The 26,425-nt window shown below is 64.7% G+C and carries 22 protein-coding genes and 2 tRNA genes; 17 read left to right on the top strand and 7 right to left on the bottom strand.

Features of this window, described 5'->3' with window-relative positions:
- The first annotated feature begins 156 nt into the window (after positions 1-156).
- The 16 genes from F0185_RS05795 to F0185_RS05720 all read left to right on the top strand — a co-directional run bounded on the left by F0185_RS05795 (position 157) and on the right by F0185_RS05720 (position 19,134).
- The gene (locus F0185_RS05795; RefSeq protein WP_167222441.1) at positions 157-1,797 is read left to right on the top strand and encodes a DUF4214 domain-containing protein; all 1,641 of its coding nucleotides are present in this window, start codon (positions 157-159) and stop codon (positions 1,795-1,797) included.
- A 59-nt stretch (positions 1,798-1,856) separates the two neighbouring features.
- Positions 1,857-2,735, top strand: a complete 879-nt coding sequence (locus F0185_RS05790; RefSeq protein WP_167222439.1) for a DUF4214 domain-containing protein — start codon at positions 1,857-1,859, stop codon at positions 2,733-2,735.
- A gap of 41 nt (positions 2,736-2,776) precedes the next feature.
- The gene (locus tag F0185_RS05785) at positions 2,777-2,980 is read left to right on the top strand and encodes a SlyX family protein (protein ID WP_167222857.1); all 204 of its coding nucleotides are present in this window, start codon (positions 2,777-2,779) and stop codon (positions 2,978-2,980) included.
- 156 nt (positions 2,981-3,136) lie between these two features.
- Positions 3,137-5,275: a M3 family metallopeptidase gene (locus F0185_RS05780; protein ID WP_229476770.1), complete on the top strand. Its 2,139-nt coding sequence runs from the start codon at positions 3,137-3,139 to the stop codon at positions 5,273-5,275.
- Between the two features lie 176 nt (positions 5,276-5,451).
- Positions 5,452-7,587, top strand: coding sequence for a M3 family metallopeptidase (locus F0185_RS05775; protein WP_167222437.1), 2,136 nt, complete (start codon positions 5,452-5,454; stop codon positions 7,585-7,587).
- Positions 7,588-7,692: 105 nt separating this feature from the next.
- Positions 7,693-8,724 carry a hypothetical protein gene (locus F0185_RS05770; RefSeq protein ID WP_167222435.1) on the top strand — a complete coding sequence of 344 codons (1,032 nt, stop codon included), beginning with the start codon at positions 7,693-7,695 and terminating at the stop codon, positions 8,722-8,724.
- A 61-nt stretch (positions 8,725-8,785) separates the two neighbouring features.
- Positions 8,786-10,063 carry a tetratricopeptide repeat protein gene (locus tag F0185_RS05765; protein ID WP_167222433.1) on the top strand — a complete coding sequence of 426 codons (1,278 nt, stop codon included), beginning with the start codon at positions 8,786-8,788 and terminating at the stop codon, positions 10,061-10,063.
- A 25-nt stretch (positions 10,064-10,088) separates the two neighbouring features.
- On the top strand, positions 10,089-10,604 hold the full coding sequence (locus F0185_RS05760) for a hypothetical protein (RefSeq protein WP_167222431.1): 516 nt from the start codon (positions 10,089-10,091) through the stop codon (positions 10,602-10,604).
- Positions 10,605-10,762: 158 nt separating this feature from the next.
- Positions 10,763-11,434, top strand: coding sequence for a hypothetical protein (locus F0185_RS05755; protein WP_167222429.1), 672 nt, complete (start codon positions 10,763-10,765; stop codon positions 11,432-11,434).
- A gap of 116 nt (positions 11,435-11,550) precedes the next feature.
- A complete protein-coding gene (locus tag F0185_RS05750) occupies positions 11,551-11,976 on the top strand; it encodes a hypothetical protein (protein ID WP_167222427.1) in 426 nt (141 codons plus the stop codon).
- 31 nt (positions 11,977-12,007) lie between these two features.
- Positions 12,008-12,379: a DUF2493 domain-containing protein gene (locus F0185_RS05745; RefSeq protein WP_167222425.1), complete on the top strand. Its 372-nt coding sequence runs from the start codon at positions 12,008-12,010 to the stop codon at positions 12,377-12,379.
- A 19-nt stretch (positions 12,380-12,398) separates the two neighbouring features.
- The gene (locus F0185_RS05740) at positions 12,399-12,890 is read left to right on the top strand and encodes a DUF4279 domain-containing protein (RefSeq protein ID WP_167222423.1); all 492 of its coding nucleotides are present in this window, start codon (positions 12,399-12,401) and stop codon (positions 12,888-12,890) included.
- Positions 12,891-13,004: 114 nt separating this feature from the next.
- Positions 13,005-13,220, top strand: a complete 216-nt coding sequence (locus F0185_RS05735) for a VF530 family protein (RefSeq protein WP_167222422.1) — start codon at positions 13,005-13,007, stop codon at positions 13,218-13,220.
- A gap of 7 nt (positions 13,221-13,227) precedes the next feature.
- Positions 13,228-13,599 (top strand): DUF4404 family protein, encoded by a 372-nt coding sequence (locus F0185_RS05730; RefSeq protein WP_167222420.1) that lies wholly within the window; start codon positions 13,228-13,230, stop codon positions 13,597-13,599.
- 163 nt (positions 13,600-13,762) lie between these two features.
- The gene (locus tag F0185_RS05725) at positions 13,763-16,042 is read left to right on the top strand and encodes a YgiQ family radical SAM protein (RefSeq protein WP_166885562.1); all 2,280 of its coding nucleotides are present in this window, start codon (positions 13,763-13,765) and stop codon (positions 16,040-16,042) included.
- A gap of 266 nt (positions 16,043-16,308) precedes the next feature.
- A complete protein-coding gene (locus tag F0185_RS05720) occupies positions 16,309-19,134 on the top strand; it encodes an EAL domain-containing protein (protein WP_167222418.1) in 2,826 nt (941 codons plus the stop codon).
- Here the strand turns inward: F0185_RS05720 and F0185_RS05715 are convergent.
- Positions 19,127-20,245, bottom strand: coding sequence for an AI-2E family transporter (locus tag F0185_RS05715; RefSeq protein WP_167222417.1), 1,119 nt, complete (start codon positions 20,243-20,245; stop codon positions 19,127-19,129). The genes F0185_RS05720 and F0185_RS05715 overlap by 8 nt on opposite strands.
- Complete coding sequence (locus tag F0185_RS05710) at positions 20,242-20,724, bottom strand: cyclic nucleotide-binding domain-containing protein (protein WP_166885557.1); 483 nt, start codon at positions 20,722-20,724, stop codon at positions 20,242-20,244. Before F0185_RS05710 ends, F0185_RS05715 begins: the two co-directional genes overlap by 4 nt.
- Before the next feature lie 261 nt (positions 20,725-20,985).
- On the opposite strand from F0185_RS05710, the gene F0185_RS05705 reads away from it, so the two are divergent.
- On the top strand, positions 20,986-22,134 hold the full coding sequence (locus tag F0185_RS05705; protein WP_167222415.1) for a GGDEF domain-containing protein: 1,149 nt from the start codon (positions 20,986-20,988) through the stop codon (positions 22,132-22,134).
- On the opposite strand, the gene F0185_RS05700 is transcribed toward F0185_RS05705, so the two are convergent.
- From F0185_RS05700 to F0185_RS05680, 5 genes are all read right to left on the bottom strand, one after another.
- Positions 22,131-22,778, bottom strand: a complete 648-nt coding sequence (locus F0185_RS05700; protein ID WP_167222413.1) for an ABC transporter ATP-binding protein — start codon at positions 22,776-22,778, stop codon at positions 22,131-22,133. The genes F0185_RS05705 and F0185_RS05700 overlap by 4 nt on opposite strands.
- The gene (locus tag F0185_RS05695) at positions 22,769-23,854 is read right to left on the bottom strand and encodes a hypothetical protein (protein WP_167222411.1); all 1,086 of its coding nucleotides are present in this window, start codon (positions 23,852-23,854) and stop codon (positions 22,769-22,771) included. Before F0185_RS05695 ends, F0185_RS05700 begins: the two co-directional genes overlap by 10 nt.
- A 77-nt stretch (positions 23,855-23,931) precedes the next feature.
- Positions 23,932-24,008 (bottom strand) — tRNA-Asp (locus tag F0185_RS05690).
- Positions 24,009-24,056: 48 nt separating this feature from the next.
- Positions 24,057-24,132, bottom strand: a tRNA-Val gene (locus F0185_RS05685).
- Positions 24,133-24,291: 159 nt separating this feature from the next.
- Complete coding sequence (locus tag F0185_RS05680) at positions 24,292-26,424, bottom strand: S9 family peptidase (protein ID WP_370663981.1); 2,133 nt, start codon at positions 26,422-26,424, stop codon at positions 24,292-24,294.
- Position 26,425: the final 1 nt, after the last annotated feature.

Below are 26,425 nucleotides of genomic sequence, written 5' to 3'. Positions count from 1 at the left end.
CCTATTTTGTAAGCAAGTGTTTGACGTCAATACTTTCCTTTGAGATACTTGTGGTATCTGCCGGTAACGTCTCCGGCCCATGCCCTCGCCAGTCTTCCGGTCCGCGCCCGTGCGCGGCGCTGCGCGTTCCCGGCTCGTCTTTACGAATTGCGTTTCATGCCCTTTACCCTTCTCTCCGACATCAAGAACCTGCGCCTGTCCGGCGCCAACCATATCGACGCCTTGATCAGCGAAGGCCCCGACTGGAATTTTCTCGGCATCAGCCCGCCGACCGATTTGCGCTACACCTTTTCCGTCGCCACCGGCAATGAAGACGGACAACGCGGGCAAACCGCGTTTTCCGCAGCGCAGCAAGCGGCCACCCGCACCGCCTTTACCTACCTGCAGCAGGTGACCGGCATCCGCTTTGTCGAAACCCAATTTGGCACGAGCGCCGACATTCACCTGGCGTCGATCGATATTCCCGCTGCCGACGTCACTGGCCTGTCGAGTTGGCACACCAGTTATACGCCCCCGACCAGCAAGTACCTCAATTACGTGCTCGACTACAGCGCCGAGGCGTATGTCTACATCGACAACGTACAATTTCGCGCCGAAAATGCCGACCTCACCCCGGGCGGCGCCGGCTACGAAACCTTGCTGCACGAGCTAGGGCACATGCTCGGCCTGAAGCACCCCTTCGAAGGCGGCATCAAGCTGCCTTACGAAGACGACCATACCGACAATACGCTGATGTCCTACGATGCCATCAGCCCGACTTTCCACAGCACCTACGGGCAGTACGACCTGGCCGCGCTGAACTGGATCTACGGCGGCGACGGCCTGGGCGGCAAGTATGGCGCCCACGGCGCGATGGATTACCTCACCGGCACCGACGCCGACGAAGTCATCAGCGGCGACGCCGACAATGAACGGCTGGAAGGGGCCGGCGGCAACGACGTCATCAACGGCTACGGCGGGGTCGACGAAGCCAGCTACAAGGGGCTGCGCGCCGATTACGATATCACCAAGATCGCGGAAGGCTATGTAGTCATCGACCAGGTCGGCAACGAAGGCCAGGACGTGCTGGTCAACGTCGAAAAAGTGGTGTTTGCCGACCGTACGGTGAACTTCGCCTACGAGGCGGTGGTGCAAGCCTTGTACGTCGGCTATTTCGGCCGCGCGGCCGATTACAGCGGCATGCAGAGCTTCCAGCAGCAGCTGGGCGCCCTGAACGCGCCCGACAACCTGCGCGACCTGGCCAGCGCCTACAGCAAGGATGCCGGCCTGCATAAGCTGATCGACAGCTTCGCCAGCAGCGCCGAGTCGGCCGCCCTGTATCCGGGCAATACCGCCACCTTCATCCAGGCGCTCTACCAGAACGTGTTCGGGCGCGCCGCGGACGCCGCCGGCCTGGGCTTCTGGAGCAAGGCGATCGACAGCGGCGGCTTGTCGCGCGCCAACGCGTCGCTCTCGATCATGGCCGGGGCCTTCGATAACAAGACCGCCCAGGGCGTGCTCGACGCCAAGCTGGTCAACAACAAGCTGACCGTCGCCTCCGGCTTCACCCTGCTCATCGATACGCCGCAAGAAGTGCAAGGCTATGGCGGCGCGGCAGCGGCCGCCAAGGTGCGCGGCATGCTCGGCGGCGTTACCGCCACCACCGACCTGGTCGATTACCAGGCCACCATCGTCGCCACCCTCAACGGGATGACGGGGCCGGCCAAGGCCGCCGCCAGCGTCGAGCATGAGCTGCCTATGAGCCATGCGGAACTGATTGGCGTCGGCTACCAGTCGTGGGAGCCGACGCTGGTATAGTGAGGGCAGGCGCTGGCCGTGGTGGTGGCGCCGTCGTGTTCGGATCGAAGGGACTTTCCATGCAAGCTCATGTTAACGGCGGCGCCGGTGTCGACCTGTTCGGCTTTGCCGGCGCGCGCGCCGATTACAACATCACCAGCACCGCCGGCGGCGGCTATGCGGTGTTGCCCAAGAACGGTACGGCCAGCGCCATGCCGCAGTTGGTCAACTTCGAGCTGTTCAAGTTTTCCGACACCACCGTCAACGTCGAATACGACGAGGTGGTGCAAGCGCTGTACGTGGCCTATTTCGGCCGCGCCGCCGACGCCGGCGGCATGCGAAACTTCCAGGAACAGCTGTCCAAACTCGACGCGCCGCACGATATCGTCGGCATCAACAGCGCCTACGGCAGCAATCCGGCCCTGCGCCAGCTGATCGACAGTTTCGGCAAGAGCGCCGAATCGGACGCGCTGTATCCGGACGGCGTGGGCGCCTTTGTCAGCGCCGTGTACAAGAACGTGCTCGGGCGCAGCGCCGACGCCGATGGCCTGGCGTTCTGGAGCAAGGCGATCGACAGCGGCGCGCTCTCGCAAGCCAATGCCGCCCTGTCGATCATGGCCGGGGCGCTGGAAAACACCAGCCCGCAGGGTTTGCTCGACGCCAAACGCATCGACAACACCCTGGCGGTGGCGTCCGACTTCACCCTGGCGCTCGACCGGCCCACCGAAATCGCTGGCTACGCGGGCAAGCTGGCCGCATCGATGGTGCGCGCCATGCTCGCTACCGTCAGCGCCGAGACCGACCTCGGGCCGTTCCAGGCGGTCATCAAGCAGATGCTGTCGGTGATGGCCGGCGAACTGAACGCCGTGTTCGGCGCGCCGCCCCCGGATGACGCCATGTCTGCGCCGCTGCAACTGGTCGGCGTGGCCGCTGCCGACTGGGGCGATGCGCCGATGTGAGCGACTGGCATAATGGCGGCTTTGCCCCCAAGGACGCCGCCGTGAGCCAGGAAGACCGTTTTGTCGATATCGAGATCAAGCTCGCGCACCAGGAAGACCTGGTCGAATCCCTGAACCAGATGGTGTACCAGCAAGGCCGTCGCATCGACCAGCTCGAAGCGATGGTCAACAAGCTGGCCGAACACATCCGCAACAATGCCCAGTCGGGACCGAACATGCTCAACGACCGCCCGCCGCATTACTGAGTTTCCCTGTCCATCCGTCCGTCAATACGGGTATCTTTACCGGAACATGCATATCTCGTTGCGGATGACAGGCGTGTGACCATGCTGATATGATCGTGCGCTGATGCGCTGCCGGCTATCCGTCGGCAGCTTTACTTAGCGCCCGTGAAAGATGCCATGAACCGTCCAAACATGCTTATCGTTGCCGCCAGCCTGGCGCTGGTCAATGTCGCCGCCGTTGCCGCGCCTGTCGCCCCCGCGACCTCGCTGGCCGCGACCAACCCCTTCGCCAAACTGAGCACCTTGCCGTTCCACTACCCGGCCTTCGACAAGATCAAGGACGAGCACTTCCTGCCCGCCTATGCGGCCGGCATGAGCGACCACCTGCGCGAAGTCGACGCCATCGCCAACAACCGCAAGGCGCCTACTTTTGATAACACCGTGGTGGCGCTGGAACGCTCGGGCCAGCTGCTCACGCGCGTGGCGACCACCTTCTCGGCCCTGCAGGGCGCCAACACCAACGATACGCTCGATTCCATCGACCGCGAAATGTCGCCCAAGCTGGCCGCGCACAACGACGCCGTGTTCCTCAACGCCAAGCTGTACCAGCGTGTGAAGACCCTGTTCGACAAGCGCGCCAAGCTCGGCCTGGATGCCGAATCCAAATACCTGCTCGAGCGTTACCACAAGGATTTCGTGCGCGCCGGCGCCAACTTGTCGACTGAAGACAAGGAAAAGCTGAAAGCCTTCAACAGCGAAATCGCCACCATGCAGACCACGTTCACCCAGAACGTGCTCAAGGAAACCAACGCCTCGGCGCTGATCGTCGACACCCGCGCCGAACTGGCCGGCATGAGCGAGGCGGCCATCGACGCCGCCGCCGCCGCCGCCAAGACGCGCGGCCAGGAAGGCAAGTTCGCCATCGCCCTGGTCAACACCAGCGGCCAGCCGCCGCTGGCGGTGCTGACCAACCGCGCCGTGCGCGAACGCCTGATGACCGCCTCGCTCACGCGCGGCAGCCGTGGTGGCGAGTTCGACAACCGTGGCGTTGTCATCAAGCTGGCCAAGCTGCGCGCCGAACGCGCGGCCCTGCTCGGCTACCCGAACTTCGCGGCCTACTCGCTGGAAGACCAGACCGCCAAGGATACGGGCGCCGTCAACAAGCTGCTGTCGGAACTGGCCAAGCCGGCCGTGACCAATGCGCGCAAGGAAGCGGACGATATCCAGAAGGTCATCGATCTTGAGAAAGGTGGTTTCAAGGTCGGCGCGGCCGACTGGGCCTTCTACACCGACAAGGTGCGCGCCCAGCGCTTCAATTTCGACGAGAGCCAGCTCAAGCCGTACTTCGAGCTCGACAGCGTGCTGGTCAACGGCGTGTTCTACGCCGCCGGCAAGCTGTACGGCCTCACGTTCAAGGAACGCAAGGATCTGCCGGTGTACAACCCGGACGTGCGCGTGTTCGACGTGTTCGACGCCAACGGCAAGCAACTGGCCATCTTCCTGGCCGACATGTACGCGCGCAGCAACAAGCAAGGCGGCGCATGGATGAACGAATACGTGTCGCAGTCGGGCCTGATGGGCACGCACTCGGTCGTTGCCAACCACCTCAACATTCCCAAGCCGCCGGCGGGCGAGCCGACCTTGCTGACGGTCGATGAAGTCAAGACCGCCTTCCACGAATTCGGTCACGCGCTGCACGGCATGTTCTCGAACGTAAAGTATCCGCGTTTCTCGGGCACCAATGTACCGCGCGACTTCGTCGAGTATCCATCGCAGGTCAATGAAATGTGGATGATCGCGCCGGAAGTGCTGGCCAACTACGCCAAGCACTACAAGACCGGCGAGGCGATGCCGAAGGAATTGCTGGACAAGGTCATTGCCTCGAAAAAATTCAACCAGGGTTTCCTGACCACCGAGTACTTGGCGGCGTCGCTGGTGGACCAGCGCTGGCACCAGTTGGGCGCGGCGCAAGTGCCGACCGACGTGCTCGGTTTCGAAGCGGCCGCGCTGAAGGAAGCGGGCGTCGATTTCGCGCCGGTGCCGCCGCGCTACCGCACGACGTACTTCTCGCATAGTTTCTCGGGCGGCTACTCGGCCGGTTACTACGCTTACCTGTGGAGCGAGAAGCTGGACGCCGACACGGTGGAATGGTTCAAGGAAAATGGCGGATTGCAGCGCAAGAACGGCGACCATTTCCGCAAGACCTTGCTCTCACGCGGCGGCACGGCCGATGCGCTCGACCTGTTCCGCAACTTCCGCGGCCGCGAGCCGAAAATCGAACCGCTGCTGAACCGCCGTGGGTTGACCGGCAACTAAGCCTGCGCCGGTCGAAGGAACGAAGACGCCACGTTTGACGTCACTGTTTCTAATCAGTTCGCTACCCTCAAAACCGTCGTTCCCGCAAGGCGGGAATCCATAGCACCTTCGCTCAGCATGTGTGCTATGGATTCCCGCCGTCGCCGGAACGACGGGTCATCTCAATAAAGAATCCCATGACCCGCCCCCAACTGATGATCATCGCGGCCAGCCTGGCCGTCGCCAACTTCGCTTTCGCCGCGCCTGCGCCTGCTTCTGCCGCGCTCGACGCCGCCAATCCGTTCGCGAAAATCAGCACCCTGCCGTTCAACTACCCGGCCTTCGACAAAATCAAGAACGAGCACTTCGCCCCGGCCTTTGCCGAAGGCATGCGCCAGCACGCCGCTGAAATCGAGGCCATCGCCAACAACCGCAAAGCGGCCACGTTCGAGAACACCATCGTCGCCATGGAACGCTCGGGCAAGCTGCTCGCGCGCACCGGCGGCGCCTTCGGCATCTTCGCCGGCGGCAACACCAACGACACCATCAAGGGCCTGGAACGCGAGCTGGCGCCCAAGCTGGCCGTCCACCGCGACGCCATGCTGCTGAACCAGAAACTGTTCGACCGCATCGAAACCCTGTACGCCAAACGCGCCAAACTGGGCCTCGATGCCGAATCGGCCTTCCTGCTGGAACGCTACCGCAAGGACTTCGTGCGCGCCGGCGCCAAGCTCAACGCCGCCGACAAAGACAAGCTCAAAGGCTACAACGCCGAACTGGCCAGCCTGCAAACCACCTTCAGCCAGAACGTGCTGAGCGAAGCGAACGCCGCCGCGCTGGTGGTCGATACCCGCGCCGAACTGGCCGGCATGTCCGACGCCGCCATCGTGGTCGCCGCCGACGTCGCCAAGAAACGCGGCCTGGAAGGCAAGTTCGCCATTCCCGTGACCAACACCACCGGCCAGGCGCCGCTGTCGGTGCTGACCAACCGCAGCGTGCGCGAACGCCTGCTGGCGGCCTCGCTGGCACGCGGCAGCCGTGGCGGCGAGTTCGACAACACCGGCGTCGTGCTCAAGATCGCGACACTGCGTGCGCAACGCGCCGAACTGCTCGGCTACGCCAACCACGCCGCCTACATGCTCGAAGACCAGACCGCCAAGGACACCGGCGCCGTCAACAAGCTGCTGGGCGAGCTGGCCAAGCCGGCCGTGGCCAACGCGCGCAAGGAAGCGGCCGACATCCAGAAAGTCATCGATGCGGAAAAAGGCGGCTTCCAGCTGGCCGCCCACGACTGGGCCTTCTACAGCGACAAGGTGCGCGCCGAGCGCTTCAATTTCGACCAGAGCCAGCTGCGCCCCTACTTTGAACTGAACAACGTGCTGACCAACGGCGTGTTCTACGCCGCCGGCAAGGTGTATGGCCTGACCTTCAAGGAACGCAAGGACTTGCCGGTGTACGACCCCGACATGCGCGTGTTCGACGTGATCGACGCCAACGGCAAGCCGCTGGCGATCTTCGTGGCCGACTTCTACGCGCGCGGCAACAAGCGCGGCGGCGCCTGGGCCAACGCCTACGTGCCCCAGTCGCAGCTGATGGGCACGCGCCCGGTGATCGGCAACCACCTGAACATTCCAAAACCGGCCGCCGGCGAGCCGACCCTGCTCACCTACGATGAACTGCGCACCCTGTTCCACGAATTCGGCCACGCCCTGCACGGCATGTTCTCGGACGTCAAATACCCGCGCTTCGCCGGCACCGGCGTGCCGCGCGACTTCGTCGAGTTCCCGTCGCAGGTCAACGAAATGTGGGCGGTCTGGCCTGAAGTGCTGGGTAACTACGCCAAGCACTACAAGACCGGCGAACCAATGCCGAAGGAATTGCTCGACAAGGTGATCGCCTCGAAACAGTTCAACGAAGGCTACCGCACCACCGAGTACCTGGCCTCGTCGATCCTGGACCAGCGCTGGCACCAGCTGAGCGCCGCGCAGATCCCGACCGACGTGGTGGCCTTTGAAGCGGCCGCGCTGAAAGACGCCGGCGTCGACTTTGCGCCGGTGCCGCCACGCTATCGCACCACCTACTTCTCGCACGTGTTCTCGGGCGGTTATTCGGCCGGTTACTACGGTTACCTGTGGAGTGAAAAGCTCGATGCCGACACCGTCGAATGGTTCAATGAAAACGGCGGCCTGTCGCGCAAGAACGGCGACCATTTCCGCAAGACGCTGCTGTCCAAAGGCGGCACGCTCGACGCCATGCAGATGTATCGCAACTTCCGTGGCCGCGACGCGAAAATCGAACCGCTGCTGGAACGCCGTGGCCTGAACGCCAAGTAAGCCTGCCGCACCCAAATAATGCCGTTCAGCGCGAACGGCATTTTTTTCGTCCGCAGATTTGCCGTGCGCGATAATGGGCGCGCCGATTTCCCCCATGGAGCCAGTGTGACCGACATCGCGGACCTTTCGACACTTCTGCAAAACCGCCTGCGGGCGGCCTTGACGCCGGGCGAGCGCCTAGTGTGGGTCGGCCAGCCGATCGCAGCGCACTACATGAAATTCGCCTATGGTTACCCGGCCTTGCCTGGCTCGACGGTGTACGCCATCACCAGCGCGCGCGTGCTCCTGCTCGGCGGCGGCGACCAACCCGACAGCGTCAGGTCGTACGCCCCGGCGCAACTGCAGCAACTCGAACGCAGCGAGCACGAGGGCGGCTGGGGCGACCTGATACTCGAGACCGACTACGTCTCCGACGGCGACGGCGGCTACACCACCGAGCGCCACGGCCTGCTTGCGGTGGCCGATGTGCGGCGCACGCACGGGCTGGTCGCGGCGCTGGCGGCCACCCTGCCGCTGGCCCCAGGCACCCCGCATCCCAGCTTCCTCAGCGCGCTCGCGGCGCCCGCCATCCCCGCCTTGCCCGCCAGGCTGCGCCATGCGCTGCGCGACGAACTGGGGCCGGACGAGCGCCTGGTGTGGGCGGCGCAGCCGATCCCGGCCAGCTATCTGAAAAAGGGATACCGCAAGTGGTTCTTCTATATTCCATGGACGCTGTTTGCGCTGATCATCGGCGTCCTGAGCGCCATGGCCGTGTGGAATGTGCAGGTGCGGGGATGGGACCTGCTGCTGGTGGTGGGCGTGCCCTCGCTATTGCTGTGGATAGGCATCTACCACCTGGTGCAGCCATTGCGCATGCGCAGGGACGCGCTCGGCGTGGTGCACGCCATCACGAGCGCGCGCGCCCTGACCATCGCCATGAATGGCCCGCTGGTCGTGCGCACCTATGCACCGGCCGGCCTGGTGCATGCCCTGTGTGCTGACGGCGCGCACGACAGCGGCGACCTGCTGCTCGAAGCCGGCTTCGGCGATACCACCCCGATCGAGACGCAGCTGCACCGCCACGGTTTCATGGGCATCGACGAGGTGCGCCATGTGGAGCGCCTGATCGGCCATCTGAAGCAAGCGCCAGCGATGTAAAATTAGCATAGGAACAATGCTTTATAATATGGCACGTCCCTCATTCCGAACGTTGCCCCCTATGCTCACACCTCGCCTTCTCCCCCTCGTTTCCGTCCTGTTGTGCGCCCTTGGCCTGGCGGCCTGTACTACCGAACCGGTAGGGCCGCGCGAAGTCCAACTGACCGAAGAGCCGGGCGAGTCCGGCCCGCGCTGCAGCGGCGCCGACTGCTGCGCCGATGCCGAAGCGCTCGAATTCGCGCCGCAGCGCCAGTATTGCAGCGCGCTGGCGCTGGACAACGAAGGCAAGGCCCCGGCCTCGGCCAGCGCCCTGAAAGACGCCATCGCCGGCGCCCGCGCCGAAAAAATCCGCACCCATGACGCCTCCGGCGTGCTGTGCCACGCGTATGCGCTGGACGCCCAGCGCGCCGGCGACCGCGGCGAGGCAGCCGCCGCCCGCACCGGGCTGGCCGCCGCCGTGCAAGCCTGCCGCGCCGGCTTCGGCAAGGAATCGAACCAGGCCGCGCAAGCCATGCTCGACAGCGCAGAACAACGTCTGCAAAGCAAGGAAGAGTCCGCCAAAATCGGCGAGGAGCTCGCTGCGGTACTGGTGCTGGCGCGCAAAAACGCCAATGCCCAGATCGAAGCCGACGCCACCGACGCACTCGGGCGCCTGATGGGCATCGGCGGCGACGTGAGCGCCGAGCGCCGCCTGCTGACCGAGGGCATGGAAATGCGGCGCAAAGCCTACGGCGAGAACAGTTACCAGACCGGCATGAGTTACGTGAACCTCGGCGGCAGTTACATGCGCGTGAACGACAATGCGGCCGGGCGCGCGTGGTACGAGCGCGCCATCGCGGTGTACGGCGCCACGCTCGGCATGGCCGATCCGGTGACGCTGGAAGTGCGCGCCGCGCATGCGATGAGCTACAGCGCCGAGCGCAACCACAAGCGCGCCCAGGAACTGCTCGAGGCGATGCTGCCGCAGGCGCTGCAAACCTTCGGCCCGCAGTCCGAAGAAACGGTGGCCATCCTCAACGACATCGGCAATATGCAGCAGCACCAGGGCCAGTCGCAGGCCGCCTTGCTGCGCTTCGAGGAAGTACTGGCGATCCGGCGCGTGAGCATGCCCAACACGGTCAAGCACGGCCGCTCGGCCCTGCTGGCGGCCACGCTCAAGCGCAAGATCGCCGGTTGCGCCGGCGGCAGCGCGCTCGACGCCGAAGTGCGGCGCATCGCCGCGCAACTGGAGCCGTCGAGCGCCAAGGATGACGAGGCCAAACTGTTCGTGCTCGACGCGCATGACGCCGCCCAGCAGTGCGCCACGCCGGCGCCGCGCGCCGCACGCAAGAAGAAGTAAGCCGGGCCGCGACGGAAGGGACATCGTGCAGCACGCCAATGAATTTGCCGAGCAATACACGCGCGCCGAGCGGCGGCGCCTGGCGCTGCTGATCCTGCCTGCCGGGCTCGCCCTGCTGGTGGCGATGAAGCTGTGGTTCTTCCCCTGGCTGGCGGCGTTCGCGGCGTCGGCCGAGTGCCGCGAGATGGGCGGCGTGAACGGCGTCAAGCTGGTTTTTTATGGCGTGTTCGTCGGCATGCCGCTGCTGCTGGCGCTGGTGTTCGGCGCGATCCTGGGCGTACCCGGTTACAAGAGCCTGCGCAGCGGACAATTTCCGGCCGCCGGCGTGAAGGTGTGGCGGCCCATGCGCATCCGGCGCGGCCGGCGCGCCACCCTGATCGGCGCCGCCTGCCTGCTGCTGGTGCTGCTCCCTTTGGTGCTGGCCGCGTGGGGCTGGTTCCAGGCCGGCGCGATGCTGGCCGGCGCGCGCTTTACGCCGGCCGACTGCGCTGCGGCCGGCCCACGGTCCCATGGCGCTACGCAGCCTGCGCCGCAAGACTGACATGACGCTGCGCGCCTTGCTGTTCGCGGGCCTGGGCGCCGCTCACCTGTTGCTGTCATGGATCGGGGCCGGCAGCGCCGCTGGCGCGGTGGTCTGGCCGGTCCTGATTCATGGTTGAATATGATTCCGATTCGCAATCGATTGTTTCGAGGGGCTTTATGAGCACAGTGTGGTGGGCCAATATCGCAAGCGCCGCCTGCCTGCTGGCTTTTTCCGGGACGGCATCTGCTTGCGGCCAGGACGGCGCGCTGCCGGTGCCGCTCGACCAGGTCTCGCTCCAGAAGGTCACGTTCACGCCGTCCGGCGACGGGCGCAAGCTGCTGGTGTTCGGCATCCTGAAAAACGGGTCCCCCCACAGGCTCAGGAACGTGATGCTGGAGCTGCGCTTCTTCAATGAAAAGCATGTGCTGGTCGACACCTTCACGCGCTGTGTCGACAATGTGATCGCCCCGCCGGCCGGCGAGGTAGGCTGGCGCATCCGCGAAAATATCTACGATTTCATGACACCCTACGTAGCGCAGGAAGTCCGGATTGTCTCGGCCGAAGCGATCAAACCGGTCAAGCCGGGGGAACCGGAGATGAACCCGTTCCTGCGCGACATGCTGGTCAGTTGGGTACCCTTGCTGGTGCTGCTCGGCTTTTTGGTGTACTTGTTGAAAAAGCTGGTCGGCAAGCAGTCGAGCAGTTACAAGGCGGTGCTGCTGATGGAGGAGCATATGGGTTGCTTCGACAAGAATTCACGCTTGCTCGAACGGCTGGTGCTGGCCACCGAAGCGCGGGCGCGCGGCATCGTCCTGCCGCCGGGCGACGATGCCCGTCCCCCTGGCTAGAATGAGGCTGCGCACGGTCCTGTCGGCCTGGCGGCGTTGCTGGCGCGCTGGTCTGGCCGGTCCTGATTCATGGTTTAATGTGATTCCGATTCGCAATCAATTTTTCGAGGAGCCTTATGAGCACAGTGTTGTGGGCCAATTACCTGGTCGATGGCGTCGTCAGTTCCGATGAGTCCGACAAATACGCCTTGCACGAACATATCGACCAATTGGATGAGCTCTGCCGCGACGCCGGCCTGGCGCCGCTGTCCGAGTGGTGCGACTCCACCGACCTGGCGTTCAACATCGGTGACGAGGACGAACTTCCCGACGGCATCGAATCGACCGACGAGCTGATGGCTGCCGACGGCGTCTGGACCGACGCCGGCGTGGCCGTCGACGCCCTCGAACAATTGCTGGCGCTGATCCGGGACAAGAACATCGCCTTTGGCGACGAAGACAATGCGCATGACGACATCGTGCAGGAACTCGAAGAAAGCATTGCCTACGCCCAGGAAGCGGTGGCGGTCAACGGCAAGTTCAATTTTTCGGTGGTGATGTAAATGGACGTGGCGCTGGCCGATACGTGACAACATGCCGCGCTGCGTCCTGGTTACGGGCTCGACCACCTGGGACAATCCCGAGCCGATCCGGCGCGCCTTGGCGGCGCTGCCGCCGGGCAGCAAGATCGTGACCGGCGACACGCCGGGCGCCGACGCCTGCGCGGTGACGGTGGCCGCCGAACTGGGCCTGGAGGTGAGCCGCATGAAAAAGAACCGTGCCGATCACCGGGCCTTTCCCGGCCAAGCCTGGCGCGGATTGAACGAGCGCATGTTGGCCACCGGCGTCGACCTGGTGCTGGCCTTCCACGCTGATTACGGCAAGCCCGGCTGCGCGCGCGGCACCGTCCACATGGTCGAGCACGCCAAGACGTGCTGGACCGAGGTGCAGATTTTCCGCGAATGAATCATCAACAGGAACCTCCATGTCCCACGTACGCGCCTCGCTCAAGCGCAAGATGAGCCGCATCCACAAGCGCCAGGAAACCTTTTCCACCAAAAAGCTTGAGCGCCATACATCGCCCTTCTTTGAATACGATGCAGCGCTGCGTATCGGTGGGGCAGGCAAGTTCCATGAGCAGATCGGCGAAGTCACCGGGCTGGAGCCAAAAATCGCGCGGCTGGCCGGCCAGCCGCGCCGTCCCGGTTCCACGTTTCTTGCCAAAGAAGATATCTGGGTGCTGGCCTCGCCGCTGGATGAAACCCTGCCGCTCGAGGACCATGTCGACTGGCTGCTCCAGGCCCTGGCACCGCATGCCGGCTTCCTGAAGGAAGTCATCGCGCAAGCGGCCTGGGCCGATCTGTGCCTGGGATGCTTGTCGGAAGTGCCGTATCCGATGATCCGCGCGGGAAAGTCGTCCACCGAACTGATCAAGTTGCTCGACCTGGAGCTCATGTTTAACTTCACCTGCGTCTGAGCCCGCTCGCATGGCGGGCAACTTTGCCCCGGCGCGCCATGGATCGCGCCGCGATTTGGGTGTATAAGGACGGTATCAGCTTTCCCTTCACCCGCCATAGGATCGACCGCAGCAATGAGTGTTCACGACTTACACGGTATTACCTTAGAATCGCTGTTGACCAAGCTGGTCGCGCATTACGGCTGGGACGAGCTCGGCAAGCGGATCGATATCAATTGCTTCATCAGCGATCCGAGCATCAAGTCGAGCCTCAAATTCCTGCGCAAGACCCCGTGGGCGCGCACCAAGGTCGAAGAACTGTTCCTGGAAACACAATTTACCGATGAATGAGGATGACATGTTGAACGACGACACAGCGAACCTGAAGTCGCACCTGAAAACCCTGCATGCCAACCTGGCGCAGACGGAACAGGTCGATGAAGAACTGCAAGGCTTGCTGATGCAGCTCGACGGCGACATCCAGGCCCTGCTCGACAAGCGCGCCGCCGCCGCCCAGGCCGCCCTGAGCGACGAAGCGCTGGCCGAGCAGGCCGCAGCGGCCGAGCTGGCCGACCCGGCCGCCCATCTGCTGGCCGAACCGCCCGAGACCACCACCTACGGCCTGGCCGAGCGGACCCAGGAAATCACGGCCAAATTCGCCGCCGAACACCCGCGCCTGGAGCCGGCGTTGCGCGAGCTGGGCCGCATGCTGTCGAACATGGGTATTTGAACGCCGGGGCGCCAGGCAGTTCCCGCGCGCCCCGCCAGCTGCCTGTTTATGTAGCAGAAACGTCACAAGTTATTGAAACATAAGACGTTTTTTCGTTGTAATCGGCTTTGAAAAAAGCGCGGCACAAGTTGCTCCGGGATGTTTTCCGGTACAATACCGCCCAATGAGCTCCCCAACCAACCTGTTTGCGACCGTCCCGAAACGGTCTAGCCGCGCTCCCGCTGCGCCATTCCTTCCCATGTCCCGCGCCGAAATGGCTGCCCTGGGCTGGGATTCGTGCGACGTCATCCTCGTGACGGGCGACGCCTACATCGACCATCCGAGTTTCGGCATGGCCCTGGTCGGCCGCCTGCTGGAGGCGCAAGGCTTCCGCGTCGGCATCATCGCCCAGCCGGACTGGCTGTCGGCCGACGCCTTCCGCGTGCTCGGCAAACCCAATCTGTACTTCGGCGTTACCGCCGGCAACATGGATTCGATGGTCAACCGCTACACGGCCGACCGCAAGATCCGCTCCGACGACGCCTACACGCCTAACGGCGAGCCGAACAAGCGCCCGGACCGCACCGTGACCGTCTACGCCCAGCGCGCGCGCGAAGCGTTTCCGGACGTGCCGGTTATCATCGGCAGTATCGAAGCGTCGCTGCGCCGCATCGCCCACTACGATTACTGGTCCGACAAGGTGCGGCGCTCGGTGCTGCCCGATTCCAAGGCCGACATGCTGCTGTTCGGTAACGCAGAACGCGCCCTGGTCGACCTGACCCACCGTCTGGCCGCTGGCGAAAACATCAAGGATATCCGCAACCTGCGCGGCACCGCCTTCATGGCGCCGGCGGGCTGGTTGCCGGGCGACGACTGGGGCGTGCACAACTCGACCCGGGTCGATGTGCCCGGCAAGGTCGACGCCCACCACGATCCGTACGCGATGGCCCAGGAAGACAAGTCCGCCTGCGCCACCGACAACGCCCAGCCGAAGGAAGTGATCAAGCCGATCCGCATCATGTCGCGCGAAGAACGCCTGGCCATGGCCAAGGAAAAGCACGACAAGACCGTGGTCCGCCTGCCGTCCTACGAAACAGTGAGCATCGACCCGGTGATGTACGCGCACACGTCGCGCGTGTTCCACCTCGAATCGAACCCCGGCAATGCGCGCGCGATGGTGCAGGCGCACGGCGAACGCGATGTCTGGCTCAACCCGCCTCCGCTGCCGCTGGCCATGGACGAGATGGACGGCGTGTACGACATGAACTACGCGCGCGCCCCGCACCCGAGCTACGGCAAGGCCAAGATTCCGGCCTGGGACATGATCCGCTTTTCGGTCAACATCATGCGCGGCTGCTTCGGCGGTTGCACCTTTTGCTCGATCACCGAGCACGAAGGACGCATCATCCAGAGCCGTTCGGAACCGTCGATCCTGCGCGAAATCGAGCACATCCGCGACAAGACCAAGGGTTTCACCGGCACCATCTCGGACATGGGCGGCCCGACCGCCAATATGTACCGGCTGGCCTGCAAGGACAAAAGCATTGAGGAATCGTGCCGCCGCCTGTCGTGCGTGTACCCGACCATCTGCGTCAACCTCGGCACCGACCACAGCAAGCTGATTTCGCTGTACCGCAAGGCGCGCGCCATTCCGGGCATCAAGAAAGTACTGATCAGTTCGGGCTTGCGCTACGACCTGGCGGTGCGCTCCCCGGAATACGTCAAGGAACTGGTGACCCACCACGTGGGCGGCCTGCTCAAGATCGCGCCTGAGCACACCGAAGAAGGCACTTTGTCGAAGATGATGAAGCCGGGCATCGGCGCCTACGACGAATTCAAGGAAATGTTCGACCGTTTCTCGCTGGAAGCTGGCAAGAAGCAGTACCTGATTCCTTACTTCATCGCGGCGCATCCGGGCACGACGGATGAAGACATGCTCAACCTGGCTTTGTGGCTGAAGAAAAACAACTTCAAGCTCGACCAGGTGCAGACCTTCATGCCGACGCCGATGGCGATGGCCACCACCATGTACCACTCGCGCAAGAATCCGCTGAAAAAAGTGACGGCCGACTCCGAAATCGTGGAAACGGCCAAGAGCGGCAAGGTACGCCGCTCGCACAAGGCCTTCCTGCGTTACCAGGACCCGGCCAACTGGCCGATCCTGCGCGAAACCTTGGTCAAGATGGGCCGGGGCGACCTGATCGGCAATGGCGACAAGCACCTGGTGCCGAGCTGGCAGGCGTCGGAAGACGGCGGCCTGGCGGCGGGCGAGCGCAAGCGGCAGACCTCGGGCGCCGGTACGCTCGACAAGTTCGTGGCCGCGCCCAAGCGCAAGACCGAGCGCGCGCTGGCGCCGTCGCCCTTCATTGCGCCGGAGTCAAAAGTGCGCCCGTCGATCCTGGCCACCATCAAGAGCAAGCCGAAGGCGGCGCCGGCGGCAAAAGCTGGGGCGCGCCGCAAGTAAGGGCTGCAGCCTGCCGCAATACCAACCGTCTCTACCGTCGCCCCCGCGAAGGCGGGGGCCCAAGTTTTCCGCTCAGTCGCGGATACCCGAACTTGGGCCCCCGCCTTTCGCGGGGGCGACGGTTTTGAGGAGGCTGGCAGTCGCTTTTGCAACACCGATTGTTGTACCACGCACACAGTCCGCATTTTCCGCCGCCCTGGCCGGGAAGGTCAGTACAATCGTATCCATACGTTGCTTTAGTGCACACCTAGCCGTGTGACCGACTGATGATCCGATTTCCCCTGGCCTGCCGCGCGTCGACGGCGAGCGCCTTGGCGTCCGCTTTCGCCTTGGCGCTCGCCATGGGCATCGTCGCGCCCGCCCATGCGCGCGACAAGGTCACGCTCCAGCTCAAGCACACTCACCAGTTCCAGTTCGCCGGCTACTACGCCGCCCTCGAAAAAGGCTATTACCGCGACGCCGGCCTCGACGTCCACATCGCCGAAGGCACCGACGGCAACGAACCGGAGCGCAATGTCAGCGCCGGCAAGGCCGAATTCGGCGTCGGCAGCAGCAGCCTGTTGCTGGCGCGCCTGGCCGGCAAACCGCTGGTGGTGCTGGGCGTGGTGTTCCAGCATTCCCCCTATGTTCTGCTGGTCCGGAAAAGCGCGGGCACCCCCGACATTCGCGACCTCAAGGGCAAGCGCGTCATGATCGGCTCGCTCATCGACGAACTGACCCAGGCCGACGAGCTGATCGCTTACCTGAACAAGGAAGGCGTCCCCCTCAAAAGCCTGGTGCGCGTCGAGCACAGCTTCAATCCGGACGACCTGGTCAAGGGCAAGGTGGACGCCTATTCGGCCTACATGACCAACGAGCCCGATTACCTGGACCGCCTCGGCTTCGATTACGACGTGCACAGCCCGCGCGAGGCCGGCATCGATTTTTACGGCGACAACCTGTTCACCAACGAGCGCCAGATCGCGTCCCACCCGGAAAGGGTGCGCGCCTTTCGCGCGGCCAGCATGAAGGGCTGGGCCTATGCCATGGCCAACCAGGAAGAAATCGCCGACCTGATCCTGTCCAGGTACACCCGTCGCCACGACCGCGAGCACCTGCTGTTCGAGGCACGCCAGATGGAGCCGCTGGTGCAGCCGGTATTGGTCGAAATCGGCTACATGAACCCGGACCGCTGGCGCCACATCGCCGATATCTACGCCGACCTGGGCATGCTTCCACGCGGCGCGGCCTTCGACGGCTTCATGTACAGCAGCGACCCGGCGGCCACCTCCCTGACCTGGCTGTACCGCTCGCTGCTGGCGGCCGGCCTGCTGCTCGTCGGCGGCGCCATCGTGCACGTGTCGCTGCTGGCGCGCGAACGGCGCCGCGCCGAGGAAAGCATCCGCCAGGGCGAACTGCGGTTTCGCACCATGTTCGAAGAAGCGCCGATGGGCATCGCCCTGATCGATTCGGCCAGCGGCCAGTTCAAGGACATCAACCCGCGCTTTGCCAAGATCACCGGGCGCTCGTCGGAAGAGCTCAAGCGCGGGCGCTGCGACGACATCACCCACCCCGACGACGTGGCAAGCGAAGCGGCGCGCATGGCGCAGCTGGGCGCCGGCGCCATCGCCAGCTTCAAGAGCGCGCGCCGCCTGCTGCGTCCCGACGGCAGCGTGGTCTGGGTCGACATGTCGATCGCCGCCATCGACGCCCCCGACGACGCCGCGCACCACCTGTGCATGATCGAAGACGTGACCGAGAAAAAAACCTCGGAAGCGCTGATCTGGCAGCAGGCCAATTTCGACCCGCTCACGCACCTCCCCAACCGGCGCATGTTCCACGACCGCCTCGAGCACGACATCCTGCGCTGCCGGCGCGAGGGCACGCGCGTGGCGATCCTGTTCATCGATCTCGACCAGTTCAAGGAAGTCAACGACACCCTCGGCCACCAGCAGGGCGACGTGCTGCTGGTCGACGCCGCGCGCCGCATCAGCGCCTGCGTGCGCGACTCGGACACGGTGGCACGCCTGGGCGGCGACGAATTCACGGTGATCCTGCCGCAACTCAATGAAACCGGCAGCGTGGGCGTGATCGCGCAAAAGATCCTCGACGTGCTGCAGGCGCCGTTCGCGCTCGGCCAGGAGCAAGCCTATATATCGGCCAGCGTCGGCATTACCCTGTATCCGGACGACGCGCGCGACATCGATGACCTGCTCAAGCACGCCGACCAGGCCATGTACGCGGCCAAGAACGCGGGCCGCAACCGCTTCAGCTACTTCACGCCGGCGCTGCAGGTGGCGGCGATCAACCGCATGCGCATGACGAACGACTTGCGCAGCGCCCTCAAGGGCGGCCAGTTCCGCGTGTACTTCCAGCCGATCGTGCATCTGCGCAGCGGCAAGATCCACAAGGCCGAAGCGCTGATCCGCTGGGAGCATCCGCAGCGCGGGCTGGTGAGCCCCCTGGAATTCATTCCACTGGCCGAGTCGAGCGGCCTGATTATCGATATCGGCGAGTGGGTGTTCAAGGAATCGGCGCGCTGGGCCAGCCGCTGGCGGCGCGCGCACCATCCCGAGTTCCAGGTCAGCGTGAACCAGTCACCGCTCGAATTCCAGCGCGAAGGCAAGGGCTACGAAGGCTGGCTGGCGCACCTGCGCGAGCTGGGCTTGTCGGGCCAGGCGGTGGTGGTGGAGATTACCGAAGGCTTGCTGCTCGACGCCAGCAGCGGCGTGACCGACAAGCTGCTGCAACTGCGCGACGCCGGCATCCAGGTGGCGCTGGACGATTTCGGCACCGGTTACTCGTCGCTGTCGTACCTGAAAAAATTCGACATCGACTACCTGAAAATCGACCGCTCCTTCACGCGCAACCTGGCGCCCGAGTCGAGCGACATGGCGCTGTCGGAAGCGATCATCGTCATGGCCCACAAGCTGGGCCTGCGCGTGATCGCCGAAGGGGTCGAGACGCACCAACAGCGCGACCTGCTGCTGGCCGCCGGCTGCGACTACGGCCAGGGCTACCTGTTCGCGCGCCCGCTGCCGGCCGAGGAATTCGACGCCTTGCTGGTCGCCGAATCGCGCGCGCCGGCCGCCGCTGCCACCCAGCCTACTTAGCCAATCCCACGCTGGCCTGCCTGACCCGCAGCGCCATGGCATTGCGGTGGCGCGCGCGCAGGCGCGCATTGGTCACCAGGCAGCCGAGCGTCTCGCCGACCACCATCACCACGCCGAGCAGCGGCAGTACCAGCATCAGGCCGGCCACGCCGGCCAGCGAGCCGCCCACGAAGATCATCAGCACCGTCATGAGCGGATGGATCTGCAGGCTGCGCCCGAGCGTGAGCGGCATGAAGATGAAGTCGTCGAGCAGGCGTACCGCCACGAACACCCCGATGGCGCCGTAGCCGATCACCGGATTGGAGGGCGCGTCGGTCGCCGCCACCACCACCACCAGAATGCAGCCGGCCACGGAGCCGACGAACGGCACCCACGCCAGGATCGCCGAAATGAGCGCCAGCGCCAGCGGCGAGGACACGCCGATCAGCCACAGCCCGAGCGCCAGCATGATGGTGTCGATCACGGTCAGCTTGATCAGCCCCTGGAAGTAGCGGCGCGCGGTCTGGTCGACTTCGTGCAGCAGGAACAGGGTTTTTTCGAAAAACGCATTCGGCACCGCGCGCGCCAGAAAGCGCTTGAAGCTGGCGCCGTCGCGCAGGAAGAAGAAGGTCAGGAAGGGCGCCAGCAGCAGCGACGGCAGCCAGCCGGCGATCACCACCAACAGGCCGGCCAGGTGCTGCTGCGCGAAGTTGTCGGTGAAGGACTTGAAGCGCCGGTTCACCAGGCGCGTGAGCTTCATCTGTTCGAGCACCGGGAATTTTTGCTCCAGCAGCTGCATCGTGTTGCGCACGAACGTGACGCCGCCTTCCAGGTAATGCCCGAGCAGCGCCTGCCACGATTCTTCCGGCACGGCCACGTACGAAAACACCAGCACCAGCACCAGCGAGATGGCCGCGACGAAGCCGCCGCCGACGGTCAGCGCGGCCAGGTCCTGGCCGACGCCGGCGCGGATCAGGCGCTGCATGGGCGCGAGCAGGATGTAGTACAGGACCGTGCCGAAGATGAAGGGAATGGCCAGCCACAGCATGTGCTCGAGCAGGATCAGGAGCAGGCAGGTCACGGCGATGATGCCGCACCAGACCACCGGTCCCGCGCGCTCGCGCGAGGTCATAAGGCTTCCACCTGCGGACTGCCGCCCATCCAGTCGCGCAGGCGCTGGCCGACCAGGCGCGCCAGGGTCAGCGAAATTTTATAGCCGATGATGGCGTCGGTCTCCATCAGGCCCAGGAAATCGGCGCGGAAGAATACCGCCAGCTCGCAATTCTCCATTGCGCGCGCCTGCGCGGTGCGCGGCGAGTCGTCCAGCAGCGCCATGTCGCCGAACACGCTGCCCGGCCCCAGTTCCGACACCACCATGAAGGCGCCGCCCTGGGCGCGGCTGATGGCCACCTTGCCCGACGTGACCAGGTACAGGGCCTGGCCTTCCTCGCCCTGGTCGAACACGATTTCGTCGAGCAGGTAGCGGCGCTCGTGCATCAGGCCATCGACAATTTTCAGCTCGAGCGGGGTCAGGGAATTGAACAGGACCGAACTCTTGAGGCGGTGCAGGCGGGGCGACAGCGGCGGCGATTTCAGAAAACCAAAGATCAAATTAACTCCAGAGGGGGAATGTCACGCACGATGTCGATTATGCGCCATGCAACCGGGCCGTGCAGCAGATTTGCCGCCCGCGCCGCTGTCGTCCATGTTTACCATTATTTTGCCACAGCAAGAAGCGAGTCGATAACTAGTGTAATATGATGCCTCAACGTAATATTTGTTATCATTTGTTTACCTCATTCCCTTCCCGGCGCCAGCGAATTACTCGCATGCGTTGCGGACAGGCCGTGTTTGATCCACAAGGAACGTGCAGTGATCGATATCAAGACCTTCATGTTGGTACTGGCGGTGGGCAATATTGCCTTCGCCATGCTGATGGCGGGTTACGCGCGTTCGGGCGCCGTGCATCCGGCCATGCGGATGTGGAAGTGGGCCAAGCTGGTGCAGGGCGTTGCCAACCTGCTGGCCTATCTGCAGAGCGCCGGCGCGCCGCTGTGGATGGGGGTGGCCACGGCCTCGGTGCTGGTGCTGGGGATCACGCTCGAAGCGGCCGCCTACTGCACCTTCCTGGGTTACGAGCGCTGGCGCCGTTTGCTCTATCCGCTGACGGTGCTGGCGCTGCTGCTGTATTACCTGGCGCCGCTGGCCGGCGCCAGCGCGCGCGACCTGGGCATGATGCTGTCGCTGATGATCGCCCTGTTCAGCGGCGCCATGGCGGGGGCGCTGCTGCGTCCCGGACGCGCGGCGTCTGCCCTGCAGCGCATCATCGGCGTCAATAACCTGGTGTTCGCGGCGGCGATGGCGCTGCGCGCCTGCTTCAGCCATGCCAGCCTGGGCGTGGTCGGCGGCGCGCCGGGGGTGGTGCAAAGCGTCGCCTATATCGCCGGCTACCTGTTGATGATCGTGAACGGCTTCGGCTTTCTGCTGCTGTGCAAGGAAAAGGACGACCGCGCGATGGCGCTGCTGGCGACCATCGATAGCCTCACTGGCCTGGTCAACCGGCGCGCGTTCTTCGAGCGCACCGAGAGCGCGCGCATGCTCGCCGCGCGCCTGCGCAGCCCGGTGTCGCTGATGATGCTCGACCTGGACCACTTCAAGAGCCTGAACGACCGCTTTGGCCACGCCGCCGGCGACGAGGCGCTGTGCGTGTTCAGCGCCACGGCCCAGGCCAGCTTGCGCGAGCATGACATCATGGGCCGGCTCGGTGGCGAGGAATTCGCGCTGGTGATGCCGGGGACCGACCTGGCGGGCGCGCTGCAGGCGGCCGAGCGCTTGCGCCTGGCCGTGCTGGCGGCGCGCTTGCCGGCGCTGCAGGACGAGTATGCGATGTCGGTCAGTATCGGCGTGGTGACGATCGAGCCGGGCGAGCATATCAACGCCGCGCTGGCCCGCGCCGATCACGCGCTGTACGTGGCCAAGAGCGCGGGACGCAACCGGGTCGAGGCGGGGCAGGCCAATTAGGCTTGCTGCGGGCGATCCAGGTCCAGCATGCGCCGCACCGCCACCAGCGGCTCCAGGTGACTGGTCAGCAGCACGCACACATCCTGGCGCGCCCCCAGTTCCGCCAGTTGCCCGCGCAAATACGCCACCGCCGCCGCATCGAGCCCGTTGAACGGCTCGTCGAGCAGCAGCAGGCGCACCGGCAGGGCCAGCGCCAACGACAGCTGCACCTTCTTGTGCTGCCCCAGCGACAGGGTCGACAGCGCCTGCCCCAGCGTGCCGGTCACGCCGAACGCGTCGAGCTGGCGCTCGACCAGGCGCGCCTGGGCGGCCGGATACAGCGCCAGGTGCAGGTCGAGGAACTCCTGCACCGTCAGCCACGGTAAGTCCGGCAGGTCGCCGCCGCAGTAAAACGCCGCCAGCCGGTAGGCCAGCGGCTGCGCCGCGCAATCGATGCCGTCCAATGCGATGGTGCCGCGGTTGGCCGTGAGCGCGCCGGCCACCAGCTTGAGCAAGGTGGTCTTGCCCATGCCGTTGGCGCCGCGCAGCCAGGTGATGCCCGGCTCGATCTGCGCACAGAAATCGACGAATACCGGGCGCGTATCGAAATGAAAATGCAGGTCCCGGATGCGCAGCACCGGGCCGTCCTTCTGTTCTACTGCCATATTTCGCTCCCCACCGCCGTCAACACCAGAATCTGCACCACCACCAGGCCTACCCGCGCGCGTGCCGTAAAGCGCGGAATCGCCACCAGCAGCACCTGCGCCACGCAGCCAAGCACCAGATAAGCGCGGCCGGCCGGACGCGCCCATACGCCATGCGCCAGGCCACCGGCGAACACCATCGCCAGCACCAGCAGCGCGGGCAGCGGCGCAAACGCGCGCGCCGCCAGTTCCACCGAACGCGCTTGCAGCGGCCAGGCCGCCATGACAGGGCGCAGCGCGGCGATCTGCTCGCGCACGGCCTTGTCGCCACGGTCGGTGAGCAGCACCATCAGCGCGCTGGTGACCAGCGCCAGGACCGCGCGCGCGATGCCGGGCGGCGCCTGCATCCACGGCAGCGCCGCGCCCACGGCCGCGGCCAGCATCAGGCTTTGCTGGCGGCCCACCATGTTCTCGTTGCGCCAGAAGGGCAGCCAGAACAAACGATGCCACAGCATGAACACGCGCGAGCGCCATTGGCGCGCCGCATAGCGCGCCGGCGGCGGCGCCAGGCGGCGCTGCCAGCGCGCGCTGGACGGCACGCGGCGCGCGCGCAGCGACAGCACGGCGATGGTGCAGGCATACGTCAGCATCAGCGAGAACAGCGTGCCAAGCACGCCGCGCAGCGGCAGCAGCCAGTCGGGGCTTTGATAAACCCAGACCGTCGCCGAGACCGCGTACAGCAGCGCCAGCGGCCCGACCATCATGGCGGCGACCAGCGCATCGGCCGCCAGTTGGGTGGACGGCGGCACCGGCAGGCGGCGCAGCCAGTACACCACGTCGAGCGGCAGCACGCGCTTGCGCACCAGGAGCGCCGGCAGCGCCATCGCCAGGCCGTGCGCAAGCAGCAGGCCAATGGCTTGCAAGGCCGGTTGCGAGGCGGCGTACATGGGGGGCAGGGCGACCAGCGCGAACAGGCCGATCAGAACCTGGGCGAACACCAGCAGCACGATTTCGGCCGAACCTTTCAGGCTGGCGGCAAAGCGCTGGAACGCGTGCAGGGCGAGACGGCGGCGAAACGTAACGTAGGCGTGGGCCAAGGCGGTTCCGGAAGTGAAGGAGAAAACAAAAAGGGAAATAGAAAAAGGGCCCGACGAATCGGACCCTTTCTTGATGCTGGCGGAGCGGACGGGACTCGAACCCGCGACCCCCGACGTGACAGGCCGGTATTCTAACCAACTGAACTACCACTCCGTGTTACTCTGATCGGTACTGCTGATCATGATGCCCCGTCTCTGATGGTGGTGGGTGCTGAGAGGCTCGAACTCCCGACCCGCGCCTTGTAAGGGCGCTGCTCTACCAACTGAGCTAAGCACCCAAAAACTTCGCTTACCTCAGAGACTGCATCCGACGTTTGTCACCACGTCTGAAGAGGCACGAATCATATCCAGAGATCGGAAAGTGCGCAAGGGTTTTTGCGAAAAAAGTGAAAATTCCCGCAAAATTCCCGGCGCCGGTCGCCGGCTCCCGTCTCCTGTTACTCCTTGATGCCCCACTGCGACAGCATCCACGCCATGTTGAAAGCGCTTTCCTTGACCGCGTTGTAACGCCCGGACGCGCCACCGTGGCCGGCGCCCATGTTCGTCTTGAGCAGCAGGTCGTTGTTGTCGGTCTTGTGCGCGCGCAGCTTGGCGACGTACTTGGCCGGCTCCCAGTACATCACCTGGCTGTCGTTCAGGCCCGTGGTCACCAGCATGGCCGGATAGGCCTTGCGCTCGATGTTATCGTACGGCGAATAGCTGCGCATGTAGTCGTAGGCCGCTTTTTCGGTCGGGTTGCCCCATTCGAGGTACTCGCCGGTGGTCAGGGGCAGGGTGGCGTCCATCATGGTGTTCATCACGTCGACGAACGGCACGGCCGCGTGCACGCCGCGGAACAGCTCCGGGCGCATGTTGGCCACGGCGCCCATCAACAGGCCACCGGCGCTGCCACCCTGGATCACCAGGCGACTCGGGCTGGTCCACTTTTCCTTGACCAGGAAATCGGCGGCGTCGATGAAGTCGTAGAAGGTGTTCTTCTTTTTCATCAGCATGCCGTCGTCATGCCAGGCCTCGCCCATGTCGGTGCCGCCGCGGATGTGCGCCTGCACCACGATCACGCCGCGCTCGAGCAGGCTCAGACGCCCGATCGAAAAATTCGCTTCCGTCGCAATCCCGTACGAGCCGTAGGACGTGAGCAGCATCGGCGCGCTGCCGTCGAACTTCACGCCCTTTTTGTAGACGGCCGACAGTGGCACCCTGGCGCCGTCGCGCGCGGTCACCCACAGGCCTTTGCTTTCGAAGCGGCTCGCGTCGTAGCCGCCCACCACCTCGACCCGCTTGAGGACCTTGCGCGCGCCGCTGGCCATGTCCACATCGAGCACGGTCGCCGGCGTCACCGGCGACTGGTAGGCCATGCGGTAGCTGGTGGCGTCGTAGGCGGGGGTGCGCATGCGCGTGGCCATGTAGACCGGGTCGTCGAACTGCACCGTCTTCCACGATTTGTTCTTGAAGTTGTAGATGCGCGCGCGATTGAGCGCATTCGATTTTTCCATCACCACCAGGAAGTCGCGGAAGGCGTCGACTTCGCGCACCATGACCGCCTTGTCGTGCTTGACCAGCTCTTTCCAGAACTTGGGACCGGGCGTGGCCAATGGCGCGCGCACCAGGCGGAAGTTTTTCGCCTCCTTGTTGGTCGTGATGAACAACTCGCCCTTGCGGTGTTCGACGCTGTAGCGATGGCCTTTTTCGCGTCCCAGCACCGGGCGGAATGGGCCCAGCGGCTTGTCCGCCGCCAGCATGCGCGTCTCGGTGGTGTCGGTCGCGACCATATCGAGCAGGATGAACTTGCCGTCGCGCGAGGCTTCCACCTGCACGCTGAACTGCTCCACCGGCTCGTGATACACCTCGACCGGCGCGCTGCCGGGCGTCATGCGGAACACCCGGTCGGAGCGTTTGGTGGTGGCGTCTTCCTGCACGAAGAAGATGGTTTTGTTGTCAAGCGCCCAGGCCACCGAGGTCACGCGCGGTACGCTGTCGGGCAGCAGCTTGCCGGTCTTGAGGTCCTTGACGTGCAGCTCGAACTGGCGGTAGCCGGTGGTGTCGGTCAGGTACACCAGCAGCGCATCGTCGGGGCTCACAAACGTGCCCGCGACGGCGAAGAACTTCTGGCCTTCGGCCATCTCGTTCTGGTTCAGCAGGATTTCTTCCGGCGCCTTGTCGTCGTAGGCCAGGTTGGCGCCGGCCAGGCGGCGGCAGTTGATCGGGTACTGCTTGCCCGCTTCAAAGCGCGTGTAGTAGTAGTATTTACCGGTGCGCGCCGGCACCGACAGGTCCACTTCCTGCATGCGGCCCTTGATCTCGGCGAACAATTTGTCGGCCAGCGGCGCGATATCGCGCGTCATCGCCTCGGTGTAGGCGTTTTCGGCCTCAAGATGGGCGATCACCTTCGGGTCTTCCTTCTTTTGCAGCCAGCGGTAGTCGTCGGTGACGACCTCGCCGTGGCGCGTTTCCTGCCACGCGGCCTTGGCTGCGATGGGCGGCGCCGCGCTGTCGGCGGCAAAAGCGGGGAGGGTACTGCTCATGGCGATCATCAGCGCGGTGAGGATGGCGGGGATTTTTGGGGAAGGCACG

It is taken from the genome of Massilia rubra, from assembly GCF_011682065.1.
Lineage (GTDB): Bacteria > Pseudomonadota > Gammaproteobacteria > Burkholderiales > Burkholderiaceae_D > Telluria_A > Telluria_A rubra.
The sequence above is the reverse complement of the archived record's forward strand: the minus strand, read 5'-3'. Positions and strand labels throughout refer to the sequence as shown.

Excerpts from the sequence above, each read along its gene's own strand:
- F0185_RS05700 (WP_167222413.1), bottom strand. The coding sequence starts at position 22,778 with ATGGCAGTAGAACAGAAGGACGGCCCGGTGCTGCGCATCCGGGACCTG.
- F0185_RS05715 (WP_167222417.1), bottom strand. The coding sequence starts at position 20,245 with ATGACCTCGCGCGAGCGCGCGGGACCGGTGGTCTGGTGCGGCATCATC.
- F0185_RS05735 (WP_167222422.1), top strand. The coding sequence starts at position 13,005 with ATGAGTGTTCACGACTTACACGGTATTACCTTAGAATCGCTGTTGACC.
- F0185_RS05755 (WP_167222429.1), top strand. The coding sequence starts at position 10,763 with ATGAGCACAGTGTGGTGGGCCAATATCGCAAGCGCCGCCTGCCTGCTG.
- F0185_RS05745 (WP_167222425.1), top strand. The coding sequence starts at position 12,008 with ATGCCGCGCTGCGTCCTGGTTACGGGCTCGACCACCTGGGACAATCCC.
- F0185_RS05780 (WP_229476770.1), top strand. The coding sequence starts at position 3,137 with ATGAACCGTCCAAACATGCTTATCGTTGCCGCCAGCCTGGCGCTGGTC.
- F0185_RS05740 (WP_167222423.1), top strand. The coding sequence starts at position 12,399 with ATGTCCCACGTACGCGCCTCGCTCAAGCGCAAGATGAGCCGCATCCAC.
- F0185_RS05795 (WP_167222441.1), top strand. The coding sequence starts at position 157 with ATGCCCTTTACCCTTCTCTCCGACATCAAGAACCTGCGCCTGTCCGGC.
- F0185_RS05775 (WP_167222437.1), top strand. The coding sequence starts at position 5,452 with ATGACCCGCCCCCAACTGATGATCATCGCGGCCAGCCTGGCCGTCGCC.
- F0185_RS05790 (WP_167222439.1), top strand. The coding sequence starts at position 1,857 with ATGCAAGCTCATGTTAACGGCGGCGCCGGTGTCGACCTGTTCGGCTTT.
- F0185_RS05720 (WP_167222418.1), top strand. The coding sequence starts at position 16,309 with ATGATCCGATTTCCCCTGGCCTGCCGCGCGTCGACGGCGAGCGCCTTG.
- F0185_RS05725 (WP_166885562.1), top strand. The coding sequence starts at position 13,763 with ATGAGCTCCCCAACCAACCTGTTTGCGACCGTCCCGAAACGGTCTAGC.
- F0185_RS05730 (WP_167222420.1), top strand. The coding sequence starts at position 13,228 with ATGTTGAACGACGACACAGCGAACCTGAAGTCGCACCTGAAAACCCTG.
- F0185_RS05765 (WP_167222433.1), top strand. The coding sequence starts at position 8,786 with ATGCTCACACCTCGCCTTCTCCCCCTCGTTTCCGTCCTGTTGTGCGCC.
- F0185_RS05750 (WP_167222427.1), top strand. The coding sequence starts at position 11,551 with ATGAGCACAGTGTTGTGGGCCAATTACCTGGTCGATGGCGTCGTCAGT.